We start from the raw sequence: 19,086 nt of genomic DNA, 5'->3' as shown, positions 1-19,086 counted from the left end.
CCTACATAATCTTTACAGCGAATTACGCGACAGATCGCGGCCGGCCGACACGCGCGGGTGCCGGCCGCGCATGATCATTCGAGATCGCGCACGCGATCGATCGCCTGCTCGATCCGCTCGACGGCCATCACGTTCAGTCCTTCGATCGGCTGTTTCGGCGCATTCGCCTTCGGGATCAGCGCGGCGGTAAAACCGAGCTTCGCCGCCTCGCGCAGCCGTTCCTGGCCGCGCGGAGACGGCCGGATCTCGCCCGCCAGCCCCACCTCGCCGAACACGATCAGGCCCTTCGGCAGCGCCTTGTTGCGCATCGACGAATGAATCGCGAGCAGCACCGCGAGGTCGGCGGCCGGTTCGGTGATCTTCACGCCGCCCACCGCGTTCAGGAACACGTCCTGGTCGAAACACGCGATGCCCGCGTGCCGGTGCAGCACTGCGAGCAGCATCGCGAGCCGGTTCTGCTCGAGGCCGACCGCGAGCCGGCGCGGGTTCGGCACGTGGGCCGTATCGACGAGCGCCTGGATTTCGACGAGCAGCGGGCGCGTGCCCTCCTGCGTGACGAGCACGCAGGAGCCCGGCACGACCTGCTCGTGCTGCGACAGGAACAGCGCGGACGGGTTCGCGACGCCGCGCAGCCCACGCTCGGTCATCGCGAACACGCCGAGTTCGTTGACCGCGCCGAAGCGGTTCTTGAACGCGCGCACGAGCCGGAACGACGAATGGGTGTCGCCCTCGAAGTACAGCACCGTGTCGACGATGTGCTCGAGCACGCGCGGGCCGGCGAGGTTGCCTTCCTTCGTCACGTGCCCGACCATGATGATCGCGGTGCCGGACTGCTTCGCGATGCGCGTGAGCTGCGCCGCGCATTCGCGCACCTGCGCGACCGAGCCGGGCGCCGACGTCAACGCTTCGGAATAGACGGTCTGGATCGAGTCGATGACGGCGACGTCCGGCCGCTCCGCGTCGATCGCGGCCTGGATTTTCTCGAGCTGGATCTCGGCGAGCAGCTTCAACTCGGCCGCCGGTGCGCCGCCATCGAGCAGCGCAAGCCGTTGCGCGCGCAACGCGATCTGCGCGGCCGACTCCTCGCCGCTGATATAGAGTGCGCGCCGCTCGCTCGCGATGTCCGCGAGCGACTGCAGCAACAGCGTCGACTTGCCGATGCCCGGATCGCCACCGATCAGCACGACGCCGCCCGGGACCAGCCCGCCACCCAGCACGCGATCGAATTCGCCGATGCCGGTGGAGAAGCGCGGCACGTCGGCCGCCTCGATGTCGACGAGGCGCTGCACGGGCGCCCGCTTCGCGAGCGACTGGAAGCGATGGGCGGCCGGCGATTCGGCGACCGATTCGACGAGGGTATTCCAGGCCTGGCACGACGGGCATTGCCCTTGCCACTTCGGGGTTTGTCCGCCGCACTCGCTGCAGACGTAGACGGTTTTCTGTTTGGCCACGCGTGCTGCCCTTATTCCGCACGCACCGGTACGCGGCTGGCAACCGCGCACATCAATTCATAGCCGATGGTCCCGCAATGGCGTGCGACGTCGTCGATCGGCAGCACGTTGCCCCACAGCTCGACCCGCGCGCCGACGCCGGCCTGCGGGCACGGAGTCAGGTCGACGGTGATCATGTCCATCGACACGCGGCCGACGATCCGCGTGCGGATGCCGTCGACGATCACCGGCGTGCCTTCGGGCGCGACGCGCGGATAGCCGTCCGCGTAGCCGCACGCGACGACGCCGACGCGCATCTGCGCTTGCGCGGAGAACGTCGAGCCGTAGCCGATCGCCTGCCCCTTCGCGATCGTCTGCACCGCGATCAACTCGGACGCGAGCGTCATCGCGGGCTTCAGCCCAGTGTCGGCGATGTCGGCCGACAGCCCCGACGGCGATGCGCCGTAAAGTACGATCCCCGGCCGCACCCAGTCGAAGTGCGTATCCGGATGCCACAACACGGCCGCCGAATTCGCAAGGCTGCGCGCGCCGGCGATGTTTGCGGCGCCGCGCTCGAACGTCGCAAGCTGCTCGGCGACGCCGCGCTCGTTGTCGGCGTCCGAAAAATGGGTCATCAACGTGATCTGGCCGATGCCGGGGCACGCGCGGGCGCGCTCCCACGCGGCGCGGTATTTCTCCGGCACGTAGCCGAGCCGGTTCATCCCGCTGTTCATCTTAAGCTGCACGTTGACGGGCTTCGACAGCCGCGCCGTCTCCAGCATCCGCATCTGCTCGTCGTTGTGGACGGTGGTCGTCAGGCTGTAGCGGTCGATCACGTCGATGTCGGTCGAGCGGAAGAACCCTTCGAGCAGCAGGACCGGGCCGGCCCAGCCAAGCTCGCGCAGCTTCACGGCCTCGTCGAGGTCGAGCAGGCCAAAGCCGTCGGTGCCGCGCAGGCCGGGAAACACGCGCGCGAGACCGTGGCCGTACGCGTTGGCCTTGACGACCGCCCAGACCTTGGACGGGCCGGCAAATCGGCGGACGACGGAGAGATTGTTCGCGAGAGCGGCGGTATGAATGGTGGCGGAGATCGGGCGCGGCATGGGAAATTTACGTAAAGACGCTTGCGAATCATCAGCTTACCGCGCCTTTTGAGCACCGAAGCCGACAATTTGCGGAACGATCGGGGAATCTTGCTAGTCCGAATTGCTGTATTTTCGTGTTATAAAGCCGTGCGCACAACCCATTTCGAACGGAATAAGCCGATCGCATACCAGGCGGCCTACGCGGCCCTGCCGCAGCGACGAAAGCATCGCATCAGATGAAAAAAGGTTTTTACACCATCATGGCCGCGCAGTTTTTCTCGTCGTTGGCCGACAATGCGCTTCTCATCGCCGCCATCGCCCTGCTGAAAGACCTCCACGCCCCCAACTGGATGACACCGCTGCTCAAGCTGTTCTTCGTGTTGTCCTATGTGGTGCTGGCGGCGTACGTCGGTGCGTTCGCCGACTCGCGCCCGAAGGGCCGCGTGATGTTCATCACCAATTCGATCAAGGTGGTCGGCTGCCTGATCATGCTGTTCGGCGCCCACCCGCTGATCGCGTACGGGATCGTCGGATTCGGCGCCGCGGCCTACTCGCCCGCGAAATACGGCATTCTGACCGAGTTGCTGCCGGCCGACCGGCTCGTCGCCGCGAACGGCTGGATCGAAGGCACGACCGTCAGCTCGATCATCCTCGGCACCGTGCTAGGCGGCGCGTTGATCAGCCCGCACATCGCGTCGCACGTGATCGCGCACACGCCAGCCTGGATCGCCACGCCCGCGGAAGCGGCGATGGTGATCATCATGGCGATCTACGTGATCGCCGCCATCTTCAACCTGCGGATCCCCGATACGGGCGCGCGCTATCCGAAGCAGGAGCGCGGCCCGGTCAAGCTCCTCACCGACTTCGCCGACTGCTTCATGGTGCTCTGGCGCGACAAGCTCGGCCAGATCTCGCTCGCGGTCACGACGCTGTTCTGGGGCGCGGGCGCGACGCTGCAGTTCATCGTGCTGAAGTGGGCCGAAGTCTCGCTCAACATGTCGCTGTCCGAAGGCGCGATTCTGCAGGCCGTGGTCGCGGTCGGCGTCGCGGGCGGCGCGATCGCCGCAGCCGCGCGGATCCCGCTGAAGAAGTCGCTTACGGTACTGCCCGTCGGCATCATCATGGGCATCGCGGTCATGCTGATGGCGTTCTATACGCGCGACCTGTTCCCGTCGCACTGGGCCGTGCACTTCGGCCACCTGCGCCTGCCGGTGTACCTGATCGTCGCGTACATCTTCCTGATCTGCGTCGGCGCGCTGTCCGGCTATTTCGTGGTTCCGATGAATGCGCTGCTGCAGCATCGCGGTCACGTGTTGCTGTCGGCCGGCCACTCGATCGCGGTGCAGAACTTCAACGAGAACCTGTCGGTGCTCGTGATGCTGTGCCTGTACGCGGTGCTGGTCTGGCTCGACGTGCCGGTCGGCGTCGTGATCGTGCTGTTCGGCACGTTCGTCTGCCTGACGATGTGGCTCGTGATGCGCCGCCACCAGGCGAACCAGCGTCAGTTCGACTCGGTCGCACTGATCGGCGAATCGCGGCACTGACGCTACACTTCTCTTTCGTTCCGCTTCCGTCCGTCGGCGCCGGTCTTCGAACCGGCGCCTTGCCATCATGACGCACCCGATACCCAACGTCCTGACTATCGCCGGCTCCGACTCGGGCGGCGGCGCAGGCATCCAGGCCGACCTCAAGACCTTCTCCGCGCTCGGCGCGTACGGCGCGAGCGTAATCACCGCGCTGACCGCGCAGAACACGCGCGGCGTAACCGGCGTGCACGCGCCGGACGCCGCGTTCGTGACCGCGCAGCTCGACGCGGTGTTCGACGACATCCGCATCGACGCGGTCAAGATCGGCATGCTCGCGAACGCGGCGATCGTGCATGCGGTGGCCGACGCGCTGCGGCGTTACACGCCGCGCTTCGTCGTGCTCGACACGGTGATGATTTCGAAGAGCTCGCACGCGCTGCTCGCGCCCGACGCGGTCGACGCATTGCGCGACGCGCTGCTGCCGCTCGCGACCGTCGTCACGCCAAACCTGCCCGAAGCGGCCGCCCTGCTCGGCGACACGCCCGCGACGACCGAAGACGACATGGTCCGGCAGGGCCACGCGCTGCTGAAGAGCGGTGCGCGCGCCGTGCTGATGAAGGGCGGCCACCTGCCCGATGCTGCCGCGAGCCCCGACTGGCTCGTCGATGCTGCACATACGGTGCGGTTCGACGGCACGCGCGTGCCGGTCAGCAACACGCACGGCACGGGCTGCACATTGTCGTCGGCGATCGCCGCGCTGCTGCCGCAGCAACCCGATCTCGAGTGCGCGGTACGCGAAGCGAAGGCCTACCTGACCGGCGCGATCGCCGCGAGCGGCCAGCTCGACGTCGGCCGCGGCGTCGGCCCCGTCCACCACTTCCATCGCTGGTGGTGAGCGCCGGCTGACGCGGCGTCAGTGGTCCTGAGCAGCGAACGCCTGCGCACGCGCGGGCCAGTCGTCCGGCACGATGAAGCCGCGCGCCGTCTCCCGCCATACGCCGTTGCCGTCCTGTCGATGGACGCCGATCAGCACGGGCGCCTGGCGCGCCGTGAAACCGGACGGCAACGCAAGCGAATGCGCCAGCGGTTCGGGCGCGGCGTCGGCCGCCACCCGCCGCGGCGCGAGCCACGCCAGCCGCGGCAGCACGTTCCAAGCCGCACCGTCGGGCTGCGCGGCTGCCCAGGCCGGCCACTGCGCGTGCGTGAGCCAGAACCCGCGCGGATGATCGGCCGCGATTTCCGCGGCCACCGGCGGCAACGGCACGCCGTGCGGATAGAACAGCCAGCCCTTGATGAACATCTGCGCATCGGACGGCGCGCCGTAGCCGAGCAGCGCGAACCCGTGGCGATCGCTCAGCCGCAGCTGATGCTCGAGCAGCCGGCTGCGCTTGCGGTCGAGGCGGTCGACGAGATTCGGCCCGACGAAATCCGCCAGCGATGCGTCGCCGTCCACCGGTGCGCATAGATAGCACTTCACCGCGAGTTCCCAGTGCAGGCGCTGCCCGCCCGGCGCATCGACGAGGAAATCGACCTCGCCGAGCGTCTTGCCGTTGCTGCGCAGCGGCAGGTTGGCGGCGACGAGCCGCAGCGACGGCCCGTGCACGAGGAAGTACTCGAGCAGGCATTCGGCATAGCGGCCGAGTCGCACGGGCCGCAGCCCGTCGAGCGCGCGGTGCAGCGGCTCGGGCGCGGCATCGAGCGCGACGAGCCACGCTTCGACGGCCACCCGCTCGACCGCATCCGACCATGGATGCGCGAGCGGAGCGCCGGGCGCCGCGGTGAGCAGGCTCGGGCTCGCGAGGAGCCAGCCCAGATCGCGGACCGCGGCATCGTGCAGCGTATCGACGAACGTGAACGCCGCATCGCGCGTCATTGTCCGGCCGGCCCGTTCGCGTCGACGCCCTCCGCCCGCTGGAACGTATCGCGCGCCAGGCACAGGTCGGCCCACGCCTTCGACTTGTCCTGCAGGCTGCGCAGCAGGTACGCAGGGTGGTAGGTGACGATCACCGGCACGCCTTCATACGTGTGCACGCGGCCGCGCAGCGATGCGATGCTCGCGTCCGTCTTCAGCAGCGTCTGCGCGGCGAAGCGGCCGAGCGCGACGATCAGCTTCGGCTTCACGAGCGCGACCTGGCGCTGCAGGTACGGCTCGCAGCGCGCGACCTCGTCAGGTTCCGGATTGCGGTTGCCGGGCGGGCGGCACTTGATCACGTTCGCGATGTAGACGTTGTCGCCGCGCTTGAGCGCGAGCGACTGCAGCATGTTGTCGAGCAGCTTGCCGGCCTGGCCGACGAACGGCTCGCCCTGCTTGTCCTCGTTCTCGCCTGGCGCTTCGCCGATCAGCATCCAGTCCGCTTCACGATCGCCGACACCGAACACGGTATTGGTGCGCTTCTCGCACAGGCGGCAGCTCGTGCAGCCGGCGACGCGTGCGGCGAGCGCATCCCAGTCGAGCATCGCGACCGGCGTCGCGGCAGGACGCGATTCGGCCGGCGGCAGCGGATCACCAGGCGGCGCCGCGTCGAACCAGGCGAAATCGTCTTCGGTGAGCGGCGGCACGTCGTCCGCGGCAGCGGCCGGCACGGGCTTGACGGACGCGCGATCGTCGCCGATCGCGGCACGCGGAGCGCTGCCCGCTTCGCCGGCCGGCGTCGCATCGCGCACGGCTCCGTCAACCGGCGGCGTATCGTCACGTGCGAACGCATGCGTCGCACGCGGCTGCGTATCGCGAGGCCGCTCTGCCGCCGTCCGCGGCGTTGCCGCGACGGTTGCGGCCGCAACGGCGGGTACGTCGTCGGCCGCGCCTGGCGACGCAGCCGGCGCTCCACCCGCTCCACCCGCTTCCCCGCTTTCCGCACGTTGCCCGCGCCGCACCCAGATCTGCGCGAGCCCCATTTCCTCGAGCGCTGCTTCAGCCCACGCCATGCGCGTCCCCTTCGTCCTTGTTCAGCGTCAGACGCATCACGATCGCGTCCTCCCGGCTGCGATGCCGCGCCGGATAGTAGTTCTTGCGCCGGCCGATCGTCGCGAAGCCGAAACGCTCGTACAGATGGATCGCGCGCGGATTGGACGGCCGCACCTCGAGCAACATGCCGTCGAGCCGCTCCGCTCGCGAGATGCGCACGGCTTCGCGCAGCAGCGCGAGGCCCGCGCCCGACTGCTGGGCGGCCGGGGCGACGCACAGGTTCAGCAGGTGCATTTCGTCGACCACCGGCATCAGCACGCAATAGCCGACGAGCGCGCCCGTCACGTGCCGCAGGCACACGCCGAAATAGCCGTTGCGCAGCGAATCCTCGAAATTGCCGCGGCTCCACGGGAATTCGTACGCGGCCTGCTCGATCGCGACGACCTCGTCGAGATCGGTGTCGGTCATCGGCGACAAATAGCGGTCGCTCAACAATACGCCTGTCATCCCTTCGCTCCGCCCGTCTGCGCGGCGCGGGCCGCGATGCGCTCGGCGGTGGTCTGCGCGACCTTGTCGCGTACGTACTCCGGCGCAGCCTGGTCGGCCGGCACCGTACGGCCGGCGCGGAACGCCCGCAGCGCGGCATGCGCGACCGCCAGCGCATGCGGCAGCGCGTCGCCGTCGATCACGGCCGCGGCCGCCGCGGCCGGCAGCTGTGCACCGAACGCGGCTGCCGCGTTGCCCGCGAGCGTGAACGGCGCATCGGGCACGCCGACGGCACCCGGCGCATCGAGCGACGCCGGATGCAGCGTGCGCCAGTCGCCCGCCTGATCGTCCCACGCGAAGTCGGCCCAGTACGCTTCGTCCATCCGCGCATCGAGCGCGGCCAGCACGCGCGTCGTGCCGGGCGCGCGCAATCGCGCGTACTCGGCGCATGCGAGCAGCGTGCTGACCGGCACGACCGGCAGCCCGCGGCCGAACGCGAGACCCTGGGTAATGCCGGTGGCGGTGCGCAGCCCGGTGAACGAGCCGGGGCCCGCGCCGAACGCGATCGCATCGCAGTCGGCGAACGTGAGGCCCGATTCGGCGAAAAGCTCCTGGATGGCCGGCAGCACGCGCGTGCTCGACACGGCGCCCGTCAGCTCGTGGCGGACCCAGGTTTGCGGGGTGGAAACGGCGTCATCGGCCGGAGCCGAGCGCAGCAGCGCGACCGAGCAGTATTCGGTCGACGTATCGATGGCGAGGAGCACTGTTTGCGTCATGGCCGACATTGTAATGCGGCGCCCCGTTCCCACGGGCGATCGGACCCGATCGCGATGCGTGCGCCGCGCGGCCGGCGGTTTGGAAGGATCGCTCGACCCCGCGCGGCGCGGCGCTTGTTAAGATCGCCCGACTTGAAACCCTTACGGAGACACACGATGAGCGAACTCACCGCCCAATTCGACCAGGCCCAGGTCGACGTCAAGCAACTGACCGAGCGACCGGGCAACCTGACGCTGCTGCGCCTGTACGCGCTCTTCAAGCAAGCGACCGACGGCGACGCGCACGGCGACAAGCCGGGCTTCACCGACATCGTCGGCAAGTACAAGTACGACGCGTGGGAAGCGCTGAAAGGCACGACCCAGGATGCGGCGAAACAGCAATACATCGAGCTCGTCGAATCGCTGAAGAACGGCACGGCGTCCTGACCTGACCCTCCCGCCGCAATAGACAGTCCGCAATAGGCAATCAAATCAGTGGCGCAGCGCAGCAAATTTCTTTATAATGCGGCCTGCGTCACCTCCCGCGCTCGGCTCGCAAGCCGTTCCGGCCCGACGCCTCGTAGCGTTAAGCTCCAATCCGGTTTAGAACCTGTCCCCTCCTGCTTCGACCCTCGCGGTCGTCAACTAGGCTGGCGGCCTCGCTCCAGAAGCGCGCCGCACCCAAAACAGCTTCTAATGCCTCATCCGCCGAAGGTTCGGCGGATTGCACCCGTTTCCCGATTTGCTCGCTGAATCCGACGACTTGGGTATGCGCGATTGGCGCCGACGTTTCACCCACTGTGTTTCAAGGATTGTTATGACTTCGAGCATCAACTCCAGCCCGCTCAACGCGATCGCCGACCAGGCGCTCGGTCTCGACAACGCCGCCGCACCGGCCGCGGTCGAACCGGCGTCGGACGAGCCGACTTTCGCGTCGCTCGGGTTGTCGCCGGAGATCGTCTCCGCGCTGCAGGCCGCCGGCTACGCCAAGCCGACGCCGGTCCAGCAGCGCGCGATTCCGGCCGGCATCGCCGGTCGGGACCTGCTGGTGTCGAGCCCGACCGGTTCGGGCAAGACGGCCGCATTCATGCTGCCCGCGATCGAACGTTTCGCGCAGCTCCAGAAGGCGCAGGCGCAGCAACCGCGCGCGCCGCGTGAACCGAACCAGGGCGACCGCCGTGCGCGCCGCCCGCAGCCCGTCGCCCGCCCGGGCCTGCTCGTGCTGACGCCGACCCGTGAACTCGCGATGCAGGTCACCACGGCCGCGTCGACCTACGGCAAGCACCTGAAGCGCCTGCGCACGGTCAGCATCCTCGGCGGCGTCGCCTACGGCCAGCAGCTGATGCTGCTCGCGAAGAACCCCGAGATCCTGGTCGCCACGCCGGGCCGCCTGCTCGACCACCTCGAGCGGGGCCGCATCGACCTGTCCGAACTGAAGATGCTCGTGCTCGACGAAGCCGACCGCATGCTCGACATGGGCTTCATCGACGACATCGAGACGATCGTCGCCGCCACGCCCGAGTCGCGCCAGACGATGCTGTTCTCGGCCACCCTGGACGGCAAGATCGGCTCGCTGACGAGCCGCCTGCTGAAGGATCCGGAACGCATCGAAATCCAGCAGCGCCTCGAATCGCGCGCGAACATCGCGCAGACCGTTCATTACGTCGACGACCGCGACCACAAGGATCGCCTGCTCGATCACCTGCTGCGCGACGACGCGCTCGACCAGGCGATCATCTTCACGGCGACCAAGATCGATGCCGACCAGCTCGCCGGCCGTCTCGCCGACGCCGGCTTCGAATCGGCCGCGCTGCATGGCGACCTGCCGCAGGGCGCACGCAACCGCACGATCCGTGCGCTGCGCGAGCGCCGCGTGCGCGTGCTGGTCGCGACCGACGTCGCGGCCCGCGGCATCGACATCCCGGGCATCACGCACGTGTTCAACTACGATTTGCCGAAGTTCGCGGAAGACTACGTGCATCGTATCGGCCGTACGGGCCGGGCCGGCCGTTCGGGCACCGCGGTGAGCCTCGTGCACCACGCCGAACAGGGCGCGCTCAAGCGCATCGAGCGCTTCGTGCGCTCGCCGCTGCCGGTCAACGTGATCGAAGGCTTCGAGCCGCGCAAGGCGCCCCCGCGCAACGATCGCGGCACCGGCGGCCGCGGCCGTCCGGGCGGCGGTAACGGCGGTCGTCGTTTCGGCGGCAAGCCGGGCGGCGGTCATGGCGGCAACGGCCGCAGCTACGGCGGCGGCAATGGCGGCGGCTGGAGCGGCAAGCCGGGCGGCAGCCGTGACGGCGGCCCGCGTCGCGACGGCCAGCGCAGCGGCGGCCCGCGTCGCAGCAATTCGGCGTCGTAAGCATGCCCCGGCGGCCCCACGGCCGCCACGCCCATCCGGCAGACCGGCGCACCCGCGCCGGTTTTTTTTCGTCTCGCGCCAGATTTCACGATGCGGAAAATTTTTTTGCGTCGTAAAAAATCATGCTGCGCGGCACAACCTTACAATTGCGAGATGGAAAAAATCGTTTCTTATTGCGAAATGAAAATCACAAGCCATTGATTAGTAAAGATTAAAAAGTTTATAAGTTCCTGAGATGGCCCCTGTTTCACCTCGATCGGTTTGCCTAGACTCTTATACAAGACCTCGCGAAACGGCACGCATCCCACCCCGCTTCGAGAACAGCATCAGCACCGTCGGATTCGACCGATCTGGCAACACACCGCATCAAGGAGCTCATCATGTCGCGACAGCAACAGGCACAGGAACTGCAAAAGCAATGGGAAACCGATCCCCGCTGGAAGGGTATCAAGCGCAGCTACACGGCTGAGGACGTGGTGCGCCTGCGCGGCTCGATCGCCGTCGAGCACACGCTGGCCAAGCGCGGCGCGGAAAAACTGTGGCGCCTCATCAACGAAGAGCCGTTCGTCAACGCACTCGGCGCGCTGACCGGCAACCAGGCGATGCAGCAGGTGAAGGCCGGCCTGAAGGCGATCTACCTGTCCGGCTGGCAAGTGGCCGGCGACGCGAACGTCGCGGGCGAAATGTACCCGGACCAGTCGCTGTACCCGGCGAACTCGGTGCCGCTCGTGGTCAAGCGCATCAACAACACGCTGACGCGCGCCGACCAGATCCAGTGGTCGGAAGGCAAGAACCCGGGCGACGAAGGCTATGTCGATTTTTTCGCGCCGATCGTCGCGGACGCTGAAGCCGGCTTCGGCGGCGTGCTGAACGCGTTCGAACTGATGAAGGCGATGATCGAGGCAGGCGCATCGGGCGTCCACTTCGAGGACCAGCTCGCGTCGGTGAAAAAGTGCGGCCACATGGGCGGCAAGGTGCTCGTGCCGACGCGCGAAGCGGTCGCGAAGCTGTCGGCGGCGCGGCTCGCGGCCGATGTGATGGGCACACCCACCGTGCTGGTCGCGCGGACCGACGCGGAAGCGGCGGACCTGATCACGTCCGACATCGACGACAACGACAAGCCGTTCCTGACGGGCGAGCGCACGGTCGAAGGCTTCTTCCGCACGAAGCCGGGCATCGAGCAGGCGATCTCGCGCGGCGTCGCGTATGCGCCACACGCCGATCTCGTCTGGTGCGAAACGGGCAAGCCGGATCTCGAGTACGCGAAGAAGTTCGCGGAAGCGATCCACAAGCAATTCCCGGGCAAGATGCTGTCGTACAACTGCTCGCCGTCGTTCAACTGGAAGAAGAACCTCGACGACGCGACGATCGCAAAGTTCCAGAAGGAACTCGGCGCGATGGGCTACAAGTTCCAGTTCATCACGCTGGCCGGCTTCCATGCGCTGAACTACTCGATGTTCAACCTCGCGCACGGCTATGCGCGCACGCAGATGAGCGCGTTCGTCGAACTGCAGCAGGCCGAGTTCGCGGCGGCCGACAAGGGCTTCACGGCCGTCAAGCACCAGCGCGAAGTCGGCACCGGCTACTTCGACGCCGTCACGCAGACGGTCGAGCGCGAAGCCTCGACGACCGCGCTGCACGGCTCAACCGAAGACGAACAGTTCTTCGACGGCAAGAAGGTCGCGTAACGCGCGAAAGCGCCATGCCGATGCCCGCCCGTCACGCGACGGCGCGGCATCGGCTGCACGGAACAACAATCAGGGAGGAGACGGCGGGCGCGTGGTGATCCGCGCGACCCGCCGCGCGGCTGCGGCCGCCAGCAACGACGCGCGCCGGCTTCGTCCGGCGCGCCTTTTTTCAGCGGCGCTCCCGTGCGGCCGCCCGCGCGGCCACACAGCGCCGCATCTACCGATAGACGATCACCGGAATTTTCGTATGGGTCAGCACGCGCTGCGTTTCGCTGCCGATCAACAGGCTGCCGAGCCCGCGGCGTCCGTGGGACGCCATGAAGATCACGTCGCAGCCGCCGCGTTCGGCCGCCTCGATGATGCCGAGGTACGGCGACGGATGCACGCTCGTCCAGCTGTCGCAGACGACGCCGGCCGCCTTCGCGGCCGCCTGCACGTCGTCCAGATGCGCGCGCGCCTCGCGCTCGCTGCGCGCCCGGAAATCGGCGGGCGGCTCGATGATCACTTCGGAAAACGGCGAGTACGGATACTGCGGCAGGCACGCATAGGCCGTGACCCGCGCGCCGACCGCGCGCGCCAGATCGATCGCGCCGTCGATCGCCTTCTGCGACAGCTCGGAACCATCGGTTGGAACGAGGATGTGCCGGAACATCGCGCCCTCCTGCGTCAGACGCACCGCGCGCGCCGCGAACCCATGCGGGCCGGCCCGGGCGCGTCGCGCATGCCAGTTTCGATTGTAGTGCGCGAAACCGGGCGACCGGCGCCGGCAGCGGGTTCGCCCTCATATCGGAAACGCGCGGGCGGGCGCGCCCTACTCGCCCCAATACCCGGGCCGTTCGTAAGTATGTTTCAGGTAATCGAGAAACAGGCGCACGCGCAGCGGCAGGTGGCGGCGCTGCGGAAACACCGCATGGATGCCGATCGGCGGCGCCGCGAACGCGTCGAGCACGCTGACGAGGCGGCCGGCCGCGATGTCGTTGCCGACCTCCCACCACGATCGCCATGCCAGGCCGTAGCCTGCAAGACACCACTCGTGCAGCACCGCGCCGTCCGAGCATTCCATCGTGCCGTTCACCCGGATCGACACGACCTTGTCGCCCTCCTGGAACACCCAGCCGCGTTGCTGGTTCGCGTTCGCGGCCAGCGCGAGGCAGTTGTGGCGCGCGAGTTCCGCGAGCGTGGCCGGCGTGCCGCGCCGCGCGAGATACGCGGGGGACGCGACGCACACGCGCCGGTTCTCGCCGAGCTTCAGCGACACCAGCGACGAATCGGGCAGCTCGCCGAGCCGCACCGCGCAATCGAACCCTTCGTTGACGAGGTCGACCATCCGGTCGGACAGGTCAAGCGTGACCGACACGTCCGGATGCGCGCCGCTGAACTCGGGCACGAGCGGCGCGACGTGGCGCCGCCCGAAGCCGGCCGGCGCGGAAATGCGCAGGTGGCCGCTCGCCTTCACGCCGCCGGCGGACACGCTCGCCTCCGCGTTCTGCATGTCGTTGATGATCCGCTGGCAATCCTCGAGGAAGGCCGAACCCTCGAAGGTCAGCGTGAGCTTGCGCGTCGTGCGCACCAGCAGCTTGACGCCGAGCCGCTCCTCGAGCGCGTCGAGGCGGCGACCAATGATGGCCGGCGCGACGCCTTCCGCGTGCGCGGCCGCCGACAGGCTGCCCTTCGCCGCGACCGCGGCGAACGTTTCGATCTGTTTGAACCGGTCCATGACTCGCAAGGGCGGCGCTCTCGCCCTTCAAATAGCTTAAGCGGTCAAGATTAGGTATATGAAAGTAAAAGATCAAGTGATGATTAACGTCTTTTTTAGCACCTGTTATCACGAATAGAATCGACCCGACCTCTGAAACTGGAGCGCAAGGCTATGTCGGCCACAACGACACTCTCCTCTCCCGACGCAATCCTCTTCGACGCATTCGGCACGTTGTTCGACGTGCATGCGGTCGTGGCCGCGGCAGAGCAGATGTTTCCTGGTCACGGGGACCGGTTGTCGCAGCTGTGGCGACGCAAGCAAATCGAATACTCGCAGTTGCGCACGCTCGCCGATCCGTCCGGCGCCCGCTATCGCCCGTTCCGCGACATCACGCTCGACGCGCTGCGGTTCGCCGCGCGCCTGCTCGGCCTCGCGCTGAATAGCGCGGCCGAGAAGCGGCTGATGGACGAATACGCGTGCCTGTCCACCTATCCAGACACGGTGCCCGCGCTGCGCAAGCTCCGCGCGCTCGAACCGCGCCCGCCGCTCGCGATCCTGTCGAACGGCAACCCGGAAATGCTCGACATCGCGATCAAGAGCGCCGGCATGACCGGCCTGTTCGATCGCGTGCTGTCGGCCGACGCGGTGCGCGCGTACAAGCCGAGCCCGGTCGCGTACGCACTCGGCACCGCCGCGTTCGGCGCGAACCCGCGTGACATCGTGTTCGTGTCGTCGAACGCCTGGGACGTCGCGGGGGCCGCATGGTTCGGCTACACGACGTTCTGGCTCAACCGCACGGGCGCGCCCGCCGAGGAACTCGGCGTGCCTCCCGACGGCACCGGCAGCGGCATGGCCGACCTGCTCGAATTCCTCGCCACCCCGGCTCCGTCCGGCAGACCCGCAAACCGCGCGCGCCCCGGCCCGGGCGCATGACGTTCGCGGCGCTGCCGCCTTCCCCCTTCACCGAAACCGCAACTGACCGACCAAGGAGATGAGACTCATGAGCACCCCGATCACGCTGCCACAAGGCATGGCGATCACCGGCGAAATCAAGCCGGGTTACGAAGCGATCCTGACGCCTGACGCGCTCGCACTCGTCGCGGCGCTGCACCGCACGTTCGAGCCGCGCCGCCAGGCGCTTCTGCAGGCCCGCGTCGAGCGCACCAAGCGCCTCGACGCCGGCGAACGCCCCGATTTCCTGGCCGACACGAAGGCGATCCGCGAAGGCGACTGGAAGGTCGCGCCGCTGCCGGCCGACCTGCAATGCCGCCGTGTCGAGATCACCGGACCCGTCGAGCGCAAGATGATCATCAACGCGCTGAACTCGGGCGCCGATTCGTACATGACGGACTTCGAGGATTCGAACGCGCCGAGCTGGACGAACCAGATCGACGGCCAGATCAACCTGAAGGACGCAGTGCGCCGCACGATCTCGCTCGAGCAGAACGGCAAGTCGTACCAGCTCAACGACAAGGTCGCGACGCTGATCGTGCGTCCGCGCGGCTGGCACCTCGACGAGAAGCACGTGACGGTCGACGGCCAGCGCGTGTCCGGCGGCGTCTTCGATTTCGCGCTGTTCCTGTTCCACAACGCGAAGGAACTGATCGCGCGCGGCTCGGGCCCGTACTTCTACCTGCCGAAGATGGAAAGCCATCTCGAGGCGCGCCTGTGGAACGACATCTTCGTCGCGGCACAGGAGGCAATCGGCGTGCCGCGCGGCACGATCCGCGCGACGGTGCTGATCGAGACGATCCTCGCCGCGTTCGAGATGGACGAGATCCTGTACGAACTGCGCGAACACAGCTCGGGCCTGAACGCCGGCCGCTGGGACTACATCTTCTCGGCGATCAAGAAGTTCAAGAACGACCGCGACTTCTGCCTGGCCGACCGCTCGAAGATCACGATGACGGTGCCGTTCATGCGCGCATACGCGCTGCTGTTGCTGAAGACCTGCCACAAGCGCAATGCGCCGGCGATCGGCGGGATGAGCGCGCTGATTCCGATCAAGAACGATCCGGAAGCGAATGACAAGGCGATGGGCGGCGTGCGCTCCGACAAGCAGCGCGACGCGACCGACGGCTACGACGGTGGCTGGGTCGCGCACCCGGGCCTCGTGCCGATCGCGATGGAAGAATTCGTCAAGGTGCTCGGCGACAAGCCGAACCAGATCGCGAAGCAGCGCGACGACGTACAGATTGAAGGCAAGAACCTGCTCGACTTCCAGCCTGAAGCACCGATCACCGAAGCCGGCCTGCGCAACAACATCAACGTCGGCATCCACTATCTCGGCGCCTGGCTCGACGGCAACGGCTGCGTGCCGATCCACAACCTGATGGAAGACGCGGCGACCGCCGAGATTTCCCGCTCTCAGGTGTGGCAGTGGATCCGCTCGCCGAAGGGCGTGCTCGACGACGGCCGCAAGGTCACCGCGGAACTCGTGCGCGAATTCGCGAACGCCGAGCTCGACAACGTGAAGCGTTCGGTCGGCGGCAACACGCAGCCGTACGAGCGCGCCGCGACGATCTTCGAACAGATGTCGACGTCGGAAGGCTTCACCGAATTCCTGACGCTGCCGCTGTACGAGGAAATCTGACGGCCCAGACCGGGTCGCCCCCGTCCCGCCCGCCGCCGGTCGCACGACACGGCGGCATGAAAAAAGCGCCCCGTGGGGCGCTTTTCCTTTTGCGGCGCAGCGGTTCGCTATGCGGACGCGCCGGCGGCTTCCCGCTCGCGCCGGTGCTGAACCCAGTCGCCCGACGCGATGCGCGGACGGTCGGCTGCCGCATGTGCGGCGACCGGATAGTAGACGCACGCATACGTACGGCCGCCGAGTTCGACGGTCACCGGCTCCTGCCGGAACAGCGTGTCGACACCCGGATAGACGCGCTCGATCTCGTCGAGCACGGGCACCAGTTGCTCGTCGATCTCGTAGACGTCGCCCCACACGAGCGACTGGCCGGCCGTCCCGGCGAGCATGCCCGGATACGTGCCGAAATCGTACAGTTCGCCCGGCAGCGCGGCCGCACCGAGCAGCGTCGGCGCGGCGATCCCGTGCCGCGCGGCCGCATGGCCGATGTCGTTGGCTTCTCCCGCTCTCAACGTGCCGTAGACGAATACGTAGCGCATTGTGGTTCTCCTCTTCGATTCAGATGTTGCCGTGCCGGGCCGTCGCGGCCGCGCCGCGGGCGCCGGCGTCGCCGGGGCCCTGCTCGCGCGAAGACGCGCCCGCATCGATAGACCGCGCCGGCGGCACGATGGTTCTTTTCGGCAGGACGCGTCGCGCTGGCCCGGGCCCGGGCTTGCACCGGCCGGAACGCGTGCGGCCCCATACAAAGTTCATTTGAACGGTGCATTATCGGCCGAAAAACCGCCGCATGCGCCTGCGCGGCGCCTTCTAAAATAACGGCATCGCCGCCGCGCCGACCGAATCGTCCATGAATCCGCCTGCCCAAGCCGACGCATCGAACTCCTACGACGTCATCGACATCCCGCCCGAGTTCGCGCCGACCCGCGTCCACCCGATGCGTGTCCGGGCGCGCCAGGTGGATGCCGGCCGCCGGATCCCGCTGCACACGCACGCGTGGGCGCAACTTGCGTATGCGTCGCGCGGCGTGCTGCGCGTTGCGACGACCGGGACGACGTGGATGGTGCCGCCTTCCCGTGCGATCTGGGTGCCGCCGCATGTCACGCACGAGGTCGTGATCGTCGAGGAAGCGTACTTGCGCACGCTGTATATCGACGAGTCGGCCGTGCCGGACGGGCTCGACGCCTGCCGGGTGGTCGAGGTGACGGGCTTGCTGCGCGAACTGATCGTCGCGCTCGACGCCCGCGACCTGAGCGGTACCCGCGAACGGCTGCTGTGCGGGCTGGTGCTCGACGAGCTGAGCCGCGCCCAACCGTTGCCGCTCGCGGTGCCGATGCCCGACGAGAAGCGGCTGCGCATGCTGTGCGAGTCGGTGCTCGCGCAACCGGCGCATGCGGAATCGCTCGAACACTGGGCGAGCGAGGTCGGCGCGAGCACGCGCACGATCTCGCGGCTGTTCAAGCAGGAACTGGGCGTGAGTTTTTCGCAGTGGCGGCAGCAGGCGCTGCTCGCGCGCGCGATTCCGCTGTTGAACCAGGGGCGTCCGCTGTCGCATATCGCGCGCGAACTCGGCTACCAGAGCCAGAGCGCCTTTTCGGCGATGTTCCGGCGCGCGTTCGGTGAAAGCCCGCGCGCGTTCATGCTGCGCGGCTACGAGCATCGTGGCGCGGAAGACAGCATCGCAACCGACGACGCCCCCGACGACGACGCGATCGGCACTGCACGCTGACCGTCGCGGCATCGCACCCCGCGTTGTACCGTCACGTGCTCAAACCGGGCGCACCATGTGGCGAATCGATCCGAGCTGGGCCAGCTTCGGCCCGGTGACGCGGTAGCCCATGCGCAGGTAAAGACGCGCGGCCGGATTGTCGACGAACACGCGCAACTGCAGTTCGTGCAGCCCGCGGGCGCGCGCCCAGCGATGCGACATGTCGAGCATGTAGGTGCCGGCGCCCTGCCCGCGATGACCGGCTGCGATCTGCACGTCGCGGATGTGCAGCGAATCGCCCTCCTCGGTCACGCGCAGCACGCCGATACGTTCGCCGTCGGCTTCCAGGATGAAGTTTTCGGATTCGCGCCAGCTCGCATAAAACAGGTCGCTGCGCCAGACGAGCCCATGGCGCTTGTAATAGCCGCCCATGTTGCCGTGCGTCAGCGCCTCGGCAAACGGAAAATCGCCAGGCTCCGCGGGCCGGAGCTGATACAGCAATCGCAGGTCGGTCGGATCGAGCATCGCGCAGGGGTCAAGAACGCACCCCGCCACGATAGCGCAGTCGCGGGCGGATGCAATCGCGAATTTCTCGTAGCGGCGCCGGATCGGCGATGCAAATGAAAAAGCCCGCACGAGGCGGGCTTTTTCATTTTTGGCGGAGCGGACGGGACTCGAACCCGCGACCCCCGGCGTGACAGGCCGGTATTCTAACCGACTGAACTACCGCTCCAGCTTTCTGCACCGTCACCTGCAGGACGTCGGTTACGTTCCTGCAAGCCTCGCGACACTTCTACTACGAAACGCCGCTGAATCCTGGCGTCCCCTAGGGGATTCGAACCCCTGTACTCACCGTGAAAG

General features: G+C 67.6%; 18 protein-coding genes and 1 tRNA gene. 8 read left to right on the top strand and 11 right to left on the bottom strand.

All coding sequences use genetic code 11. The annotated features are described in order from the left end of the window. Positions 1-74: 74 nt before the first annotated feature. On the bottom strand, positions 75-1,451 hold the full coding sequence (gene radA, locus DIE23_RS11290; protein ID WP_044847946.1) for a DNA repair protein RadA: 1,377 nt from the start codon (positions 1,449-1,451) through the stop codon (positions 75-77). Positions 1,452-1,462: 11 nt separating this feature from the next. Further along, complete coding sequence (alr, locus tag DIE23_RS11285) at positions 1,463-2,533, bottom strand: alanine racemase (RefSeq protein ID WP_124612203.1); 1,071 nt, start codon at positions 2,531-2,533, stop codon at positions 1,463-1,465. A 218-nt stretch (positions 2,534-2,751) separates the two neighbouring features. Here alr and lplT point away from each other — a divergent pair, with 218 nt between their 5' ends. Together lplT and thiD are read left to right on the top strand one after the other, a co-directional pair. Further along, positions 2,752-4,059, top strand: a complete 1,308-nt coding sequence (gene lplT / locus DIE23_RS11280) for a lysophospholipid transporter LplT (protein WP_124612202.1) — start codon at positions 2,752-2,754, stop codon at positions 4,057-4,059. Positions 4,060-4,126: 67 nt separating this feature from the next. Continuing rightward, a complete protein-coding gene (gene thiD, locus DIE23_RS11275) occupies positions 4,127-4,936 on the top strand; it encodes a bifunctional hydroxymethylpyrimidine kinase/phosphomethylpyrimidine kinase (protein ID WP_124612201.1) in 810 nt (269 codons plus the stop codon). 18 nt (positions 4,937-4,954) lie between these two features. Here thiD and DIE23_RS11270 read toward each other — a convergent pair whose 3' ends face one another. From DIE23_RS11270 to tsaB, 4 genes are read right to left on the bottom strand one after another with little or no spacing between them, the layout of a single operon-like run. Continuing rightward, on the bottom strand, positions 4,955-5,914 hold the full coding sequence (locus DIE23_RS11270; RefSeq protein ID WP_124612200.1) for a DUF1853 family protein: 960 nt from the start codon (positions 5,912-5,914) through the stop codon (positions 4,955-4,957). Next, positions 5,911-6,966 (bottom strand): uracil-DNA glycosylase family protein, encoded by a 1,056-nt coding sequence (locus DIE23_RS11265; protein WP_124612199.1) that lies wholly within the window; start codon positions 6,964-6,966, stop codon positions 5,911-5,913. The genes DIE23_RS11270 and DIE23_RS11265 overlap by 4 nt, the downstream gene beginning before the upstream one ends. Continuing rightward, complete coding sequence (gene rimI / locus DIE23_RS11260) at positions 6,953-7,453, bottom strand: ribosomal protein S18-alanine N-acetyltransferase (protein WP_124612198.1); 501 nt, start codon at positions 7,451-7,453, stop codon at positions 6,953-6,955. The genes DIE23_RS11265 and rimI overlap by 14 nt, the downstream gene beginning before the upstream one ends. Further along, positions 7,450-8,217 carry a tRNA (adenosine(37)-N6)-threonylcarbamoyltransferase complex dimerization subunit type 1 TsaB gene (gene tsaB / locus DIE23_RS11255; RefSeq protein WP_124612197.1) on the bottom strand — a complete coding sequence of 256 codons (768 nt, stop codon included), beginning with the start codon at positions 8,215-8,217 and terminating at the stop codon, positions 7,450-7,452. The genes rimI and tsaB overlap by 4 nt, the downstream gene beginning before the upstream one ends. A gap of 147 nt (positions 8,218-8,364) precedes the next feature. On the opposite strand from tsaB, the gene DIE23_RS11250 reads away from it, so the two are divergent. The 3 genes from DIE23_RS11250 to aceA all read left to right on the top strand — a co-directional run bounded on the left by DIE23_RS11250 (position 8,365) and on the right by aceA (position 12,234). Beyond that, complete coding sequence (locus DIE23_RS11250) at positions 8,365-8,634, top strand: acyl-CoA-binding protein (protein ID WP_044847954.1); 270 nt, start codon at positions 8,365-8,367, stop codon at positions 8,632-8,634. 370 nt (positions 8,635-9,004) lie between these two features. Then, positions 9,005-10,546, top strand: a complete 1,542-nt coding sequence (locus DIE23_RS11245) for a DEAD/DEAH box helicase (RefSeq protein ID WP_124612196.1) — start codon at positions 9,005-9,007, stop codon at positions 10,544-10,546. A gap of 380 nt (positions 10,547-10,926) precedes the next feature. Then, complete coding sequence (aceA, locus tag DIE23_RS11240; RefSeq protein ID WP_124612195.1) at positions 10,927-12,234, top strand: isocitrate lyase; 1,308 nt, start codon at positions 10,927-10,929, stop codon at positions 12,232-12,234. A gap of 217 nt (positions 12,235-12,451) precedes the next feature. On the opposite strand, the gene DIE23_RS11235 is transcribed toward aceA, so the two are convergent. Both DIE23_RS11235 and DIE23_RS11230 read right to left on the bottom strand, forming a co-directional pair. Next, the gene (locus DIE23_RS11235) at positions 12,452-12,886 is read right to left on the bottom strand and encodes a universal stress protein (RefSeq protein WP_059459679.1); all 435 of its coding nucleotides are present in this window, start codon (positions 12,884-12,886) and stop codon (positions 12,452-12,454) included. Between the two features lie 159 nt (positions 12,887-13,045). Continuing rightward, entirely contained in the window at positions 13,046-13,951 is a 906-nt protein-coding gene (locus DIE23_RS11230) for a LysR family transcriptional regulator (protein WP_124612194.1), read from the bottom strand. A 153-nt stretch (positions 13,952-14,104) separates the two neighbouring features. On the opposite strand from DIE23_RS11230, the gene DIE23_RS11225 reads away from it, so the two are divergent. Next, positions 14,105-14,866 (top strand): haloacid dehalogenase type II, encoded by a 762-nt coding sequence (locus tag DIE23_RS11225; RefSeq protein WP_124612193.1) that lies wholly within the window; start codon positions 14,105-14,107, stop codon positions 14,864-14,866. 67 nt (positions 14,867-14,933) lie between these two features. Beyond that, a complete protein-coding gene (gene aceB / locus DIE23_RS11220) occupies positions 14,934-16,526 on the top strand; it encodes a malate synthase A (RefSeq protein WP_124612192.1) in 1,593 nt (530 codons plus the stop codon). A 107-nt stretch (positions 16,527-16,633) separates the two neighbouring features. On the opposite strand, the gene DIE23_RS11215 is transcribed toward aceB, so the two are convergent. Next, the gene (locus DIE23_RS11215) at positions 16,634-17,059 is read right to left on the bottom strand and encodes a gamma-glutamylcyclotransferase (protein WP_124612191.1); all 426 of its coding nucleotides are present in this window, start codon (positions 17,057-17,059) and stop codon (positions 16,634-16,636) included. Positions 17,060-17,367: 308 nt separating this feature from the next. On the opposite strand from DIE23_RS11215, the gene DIE23_RS11210 reads away from it, so the two are divergent. After that, on the top strand, positions 17,368-18,246 hold the full coding sequence (locus DIE23_RS11210) for a helix-turn-helix domain-containing protein (protein WP_124612190.1): 879 nt from the start codon (positions 17,368-17,370) through the stop codon (positions 18,244-18,246). A gap of 39 nt (positions 18,247-18,285) precedes the next feature. Here DIE23_RS11210 and DIE23_RS11205 read toward each other — a convergent pair whose 3' ends face one another. Then, complete coding sequence (locus DIE23_RS11205; RefSeq protein ID WP_124612189.1) at positions 18,286-18,750, bottom strand: GNAT family N-acetyltransferase; 465 nt, start codon at positions 18,748-18,750, stop codon at positions 18,286-18,288. Between the two features lie 131 nt (positions 18,751-18,881). After that, positions 18,882-18,958, bottom strand: a tRNA-Asp gene (locus DIE23_RS11200). Positions 18,959-19,086: the final 128 nt, after the last annotated feature.

Source organism: Burkholderia sp. Bp9143, from assembly GCF_003853645.1.
Taxonomy (GTDB): Bacteria; Pseudomonadota; Gammaproteobacteria; order Burkholderiales; family Burkholderiaceae; genus Burkholderia.
Note: the sequence above shows the minus strand (reverse complement) of the source record. Positions and strands in the feature narration are given on the sequence as shown.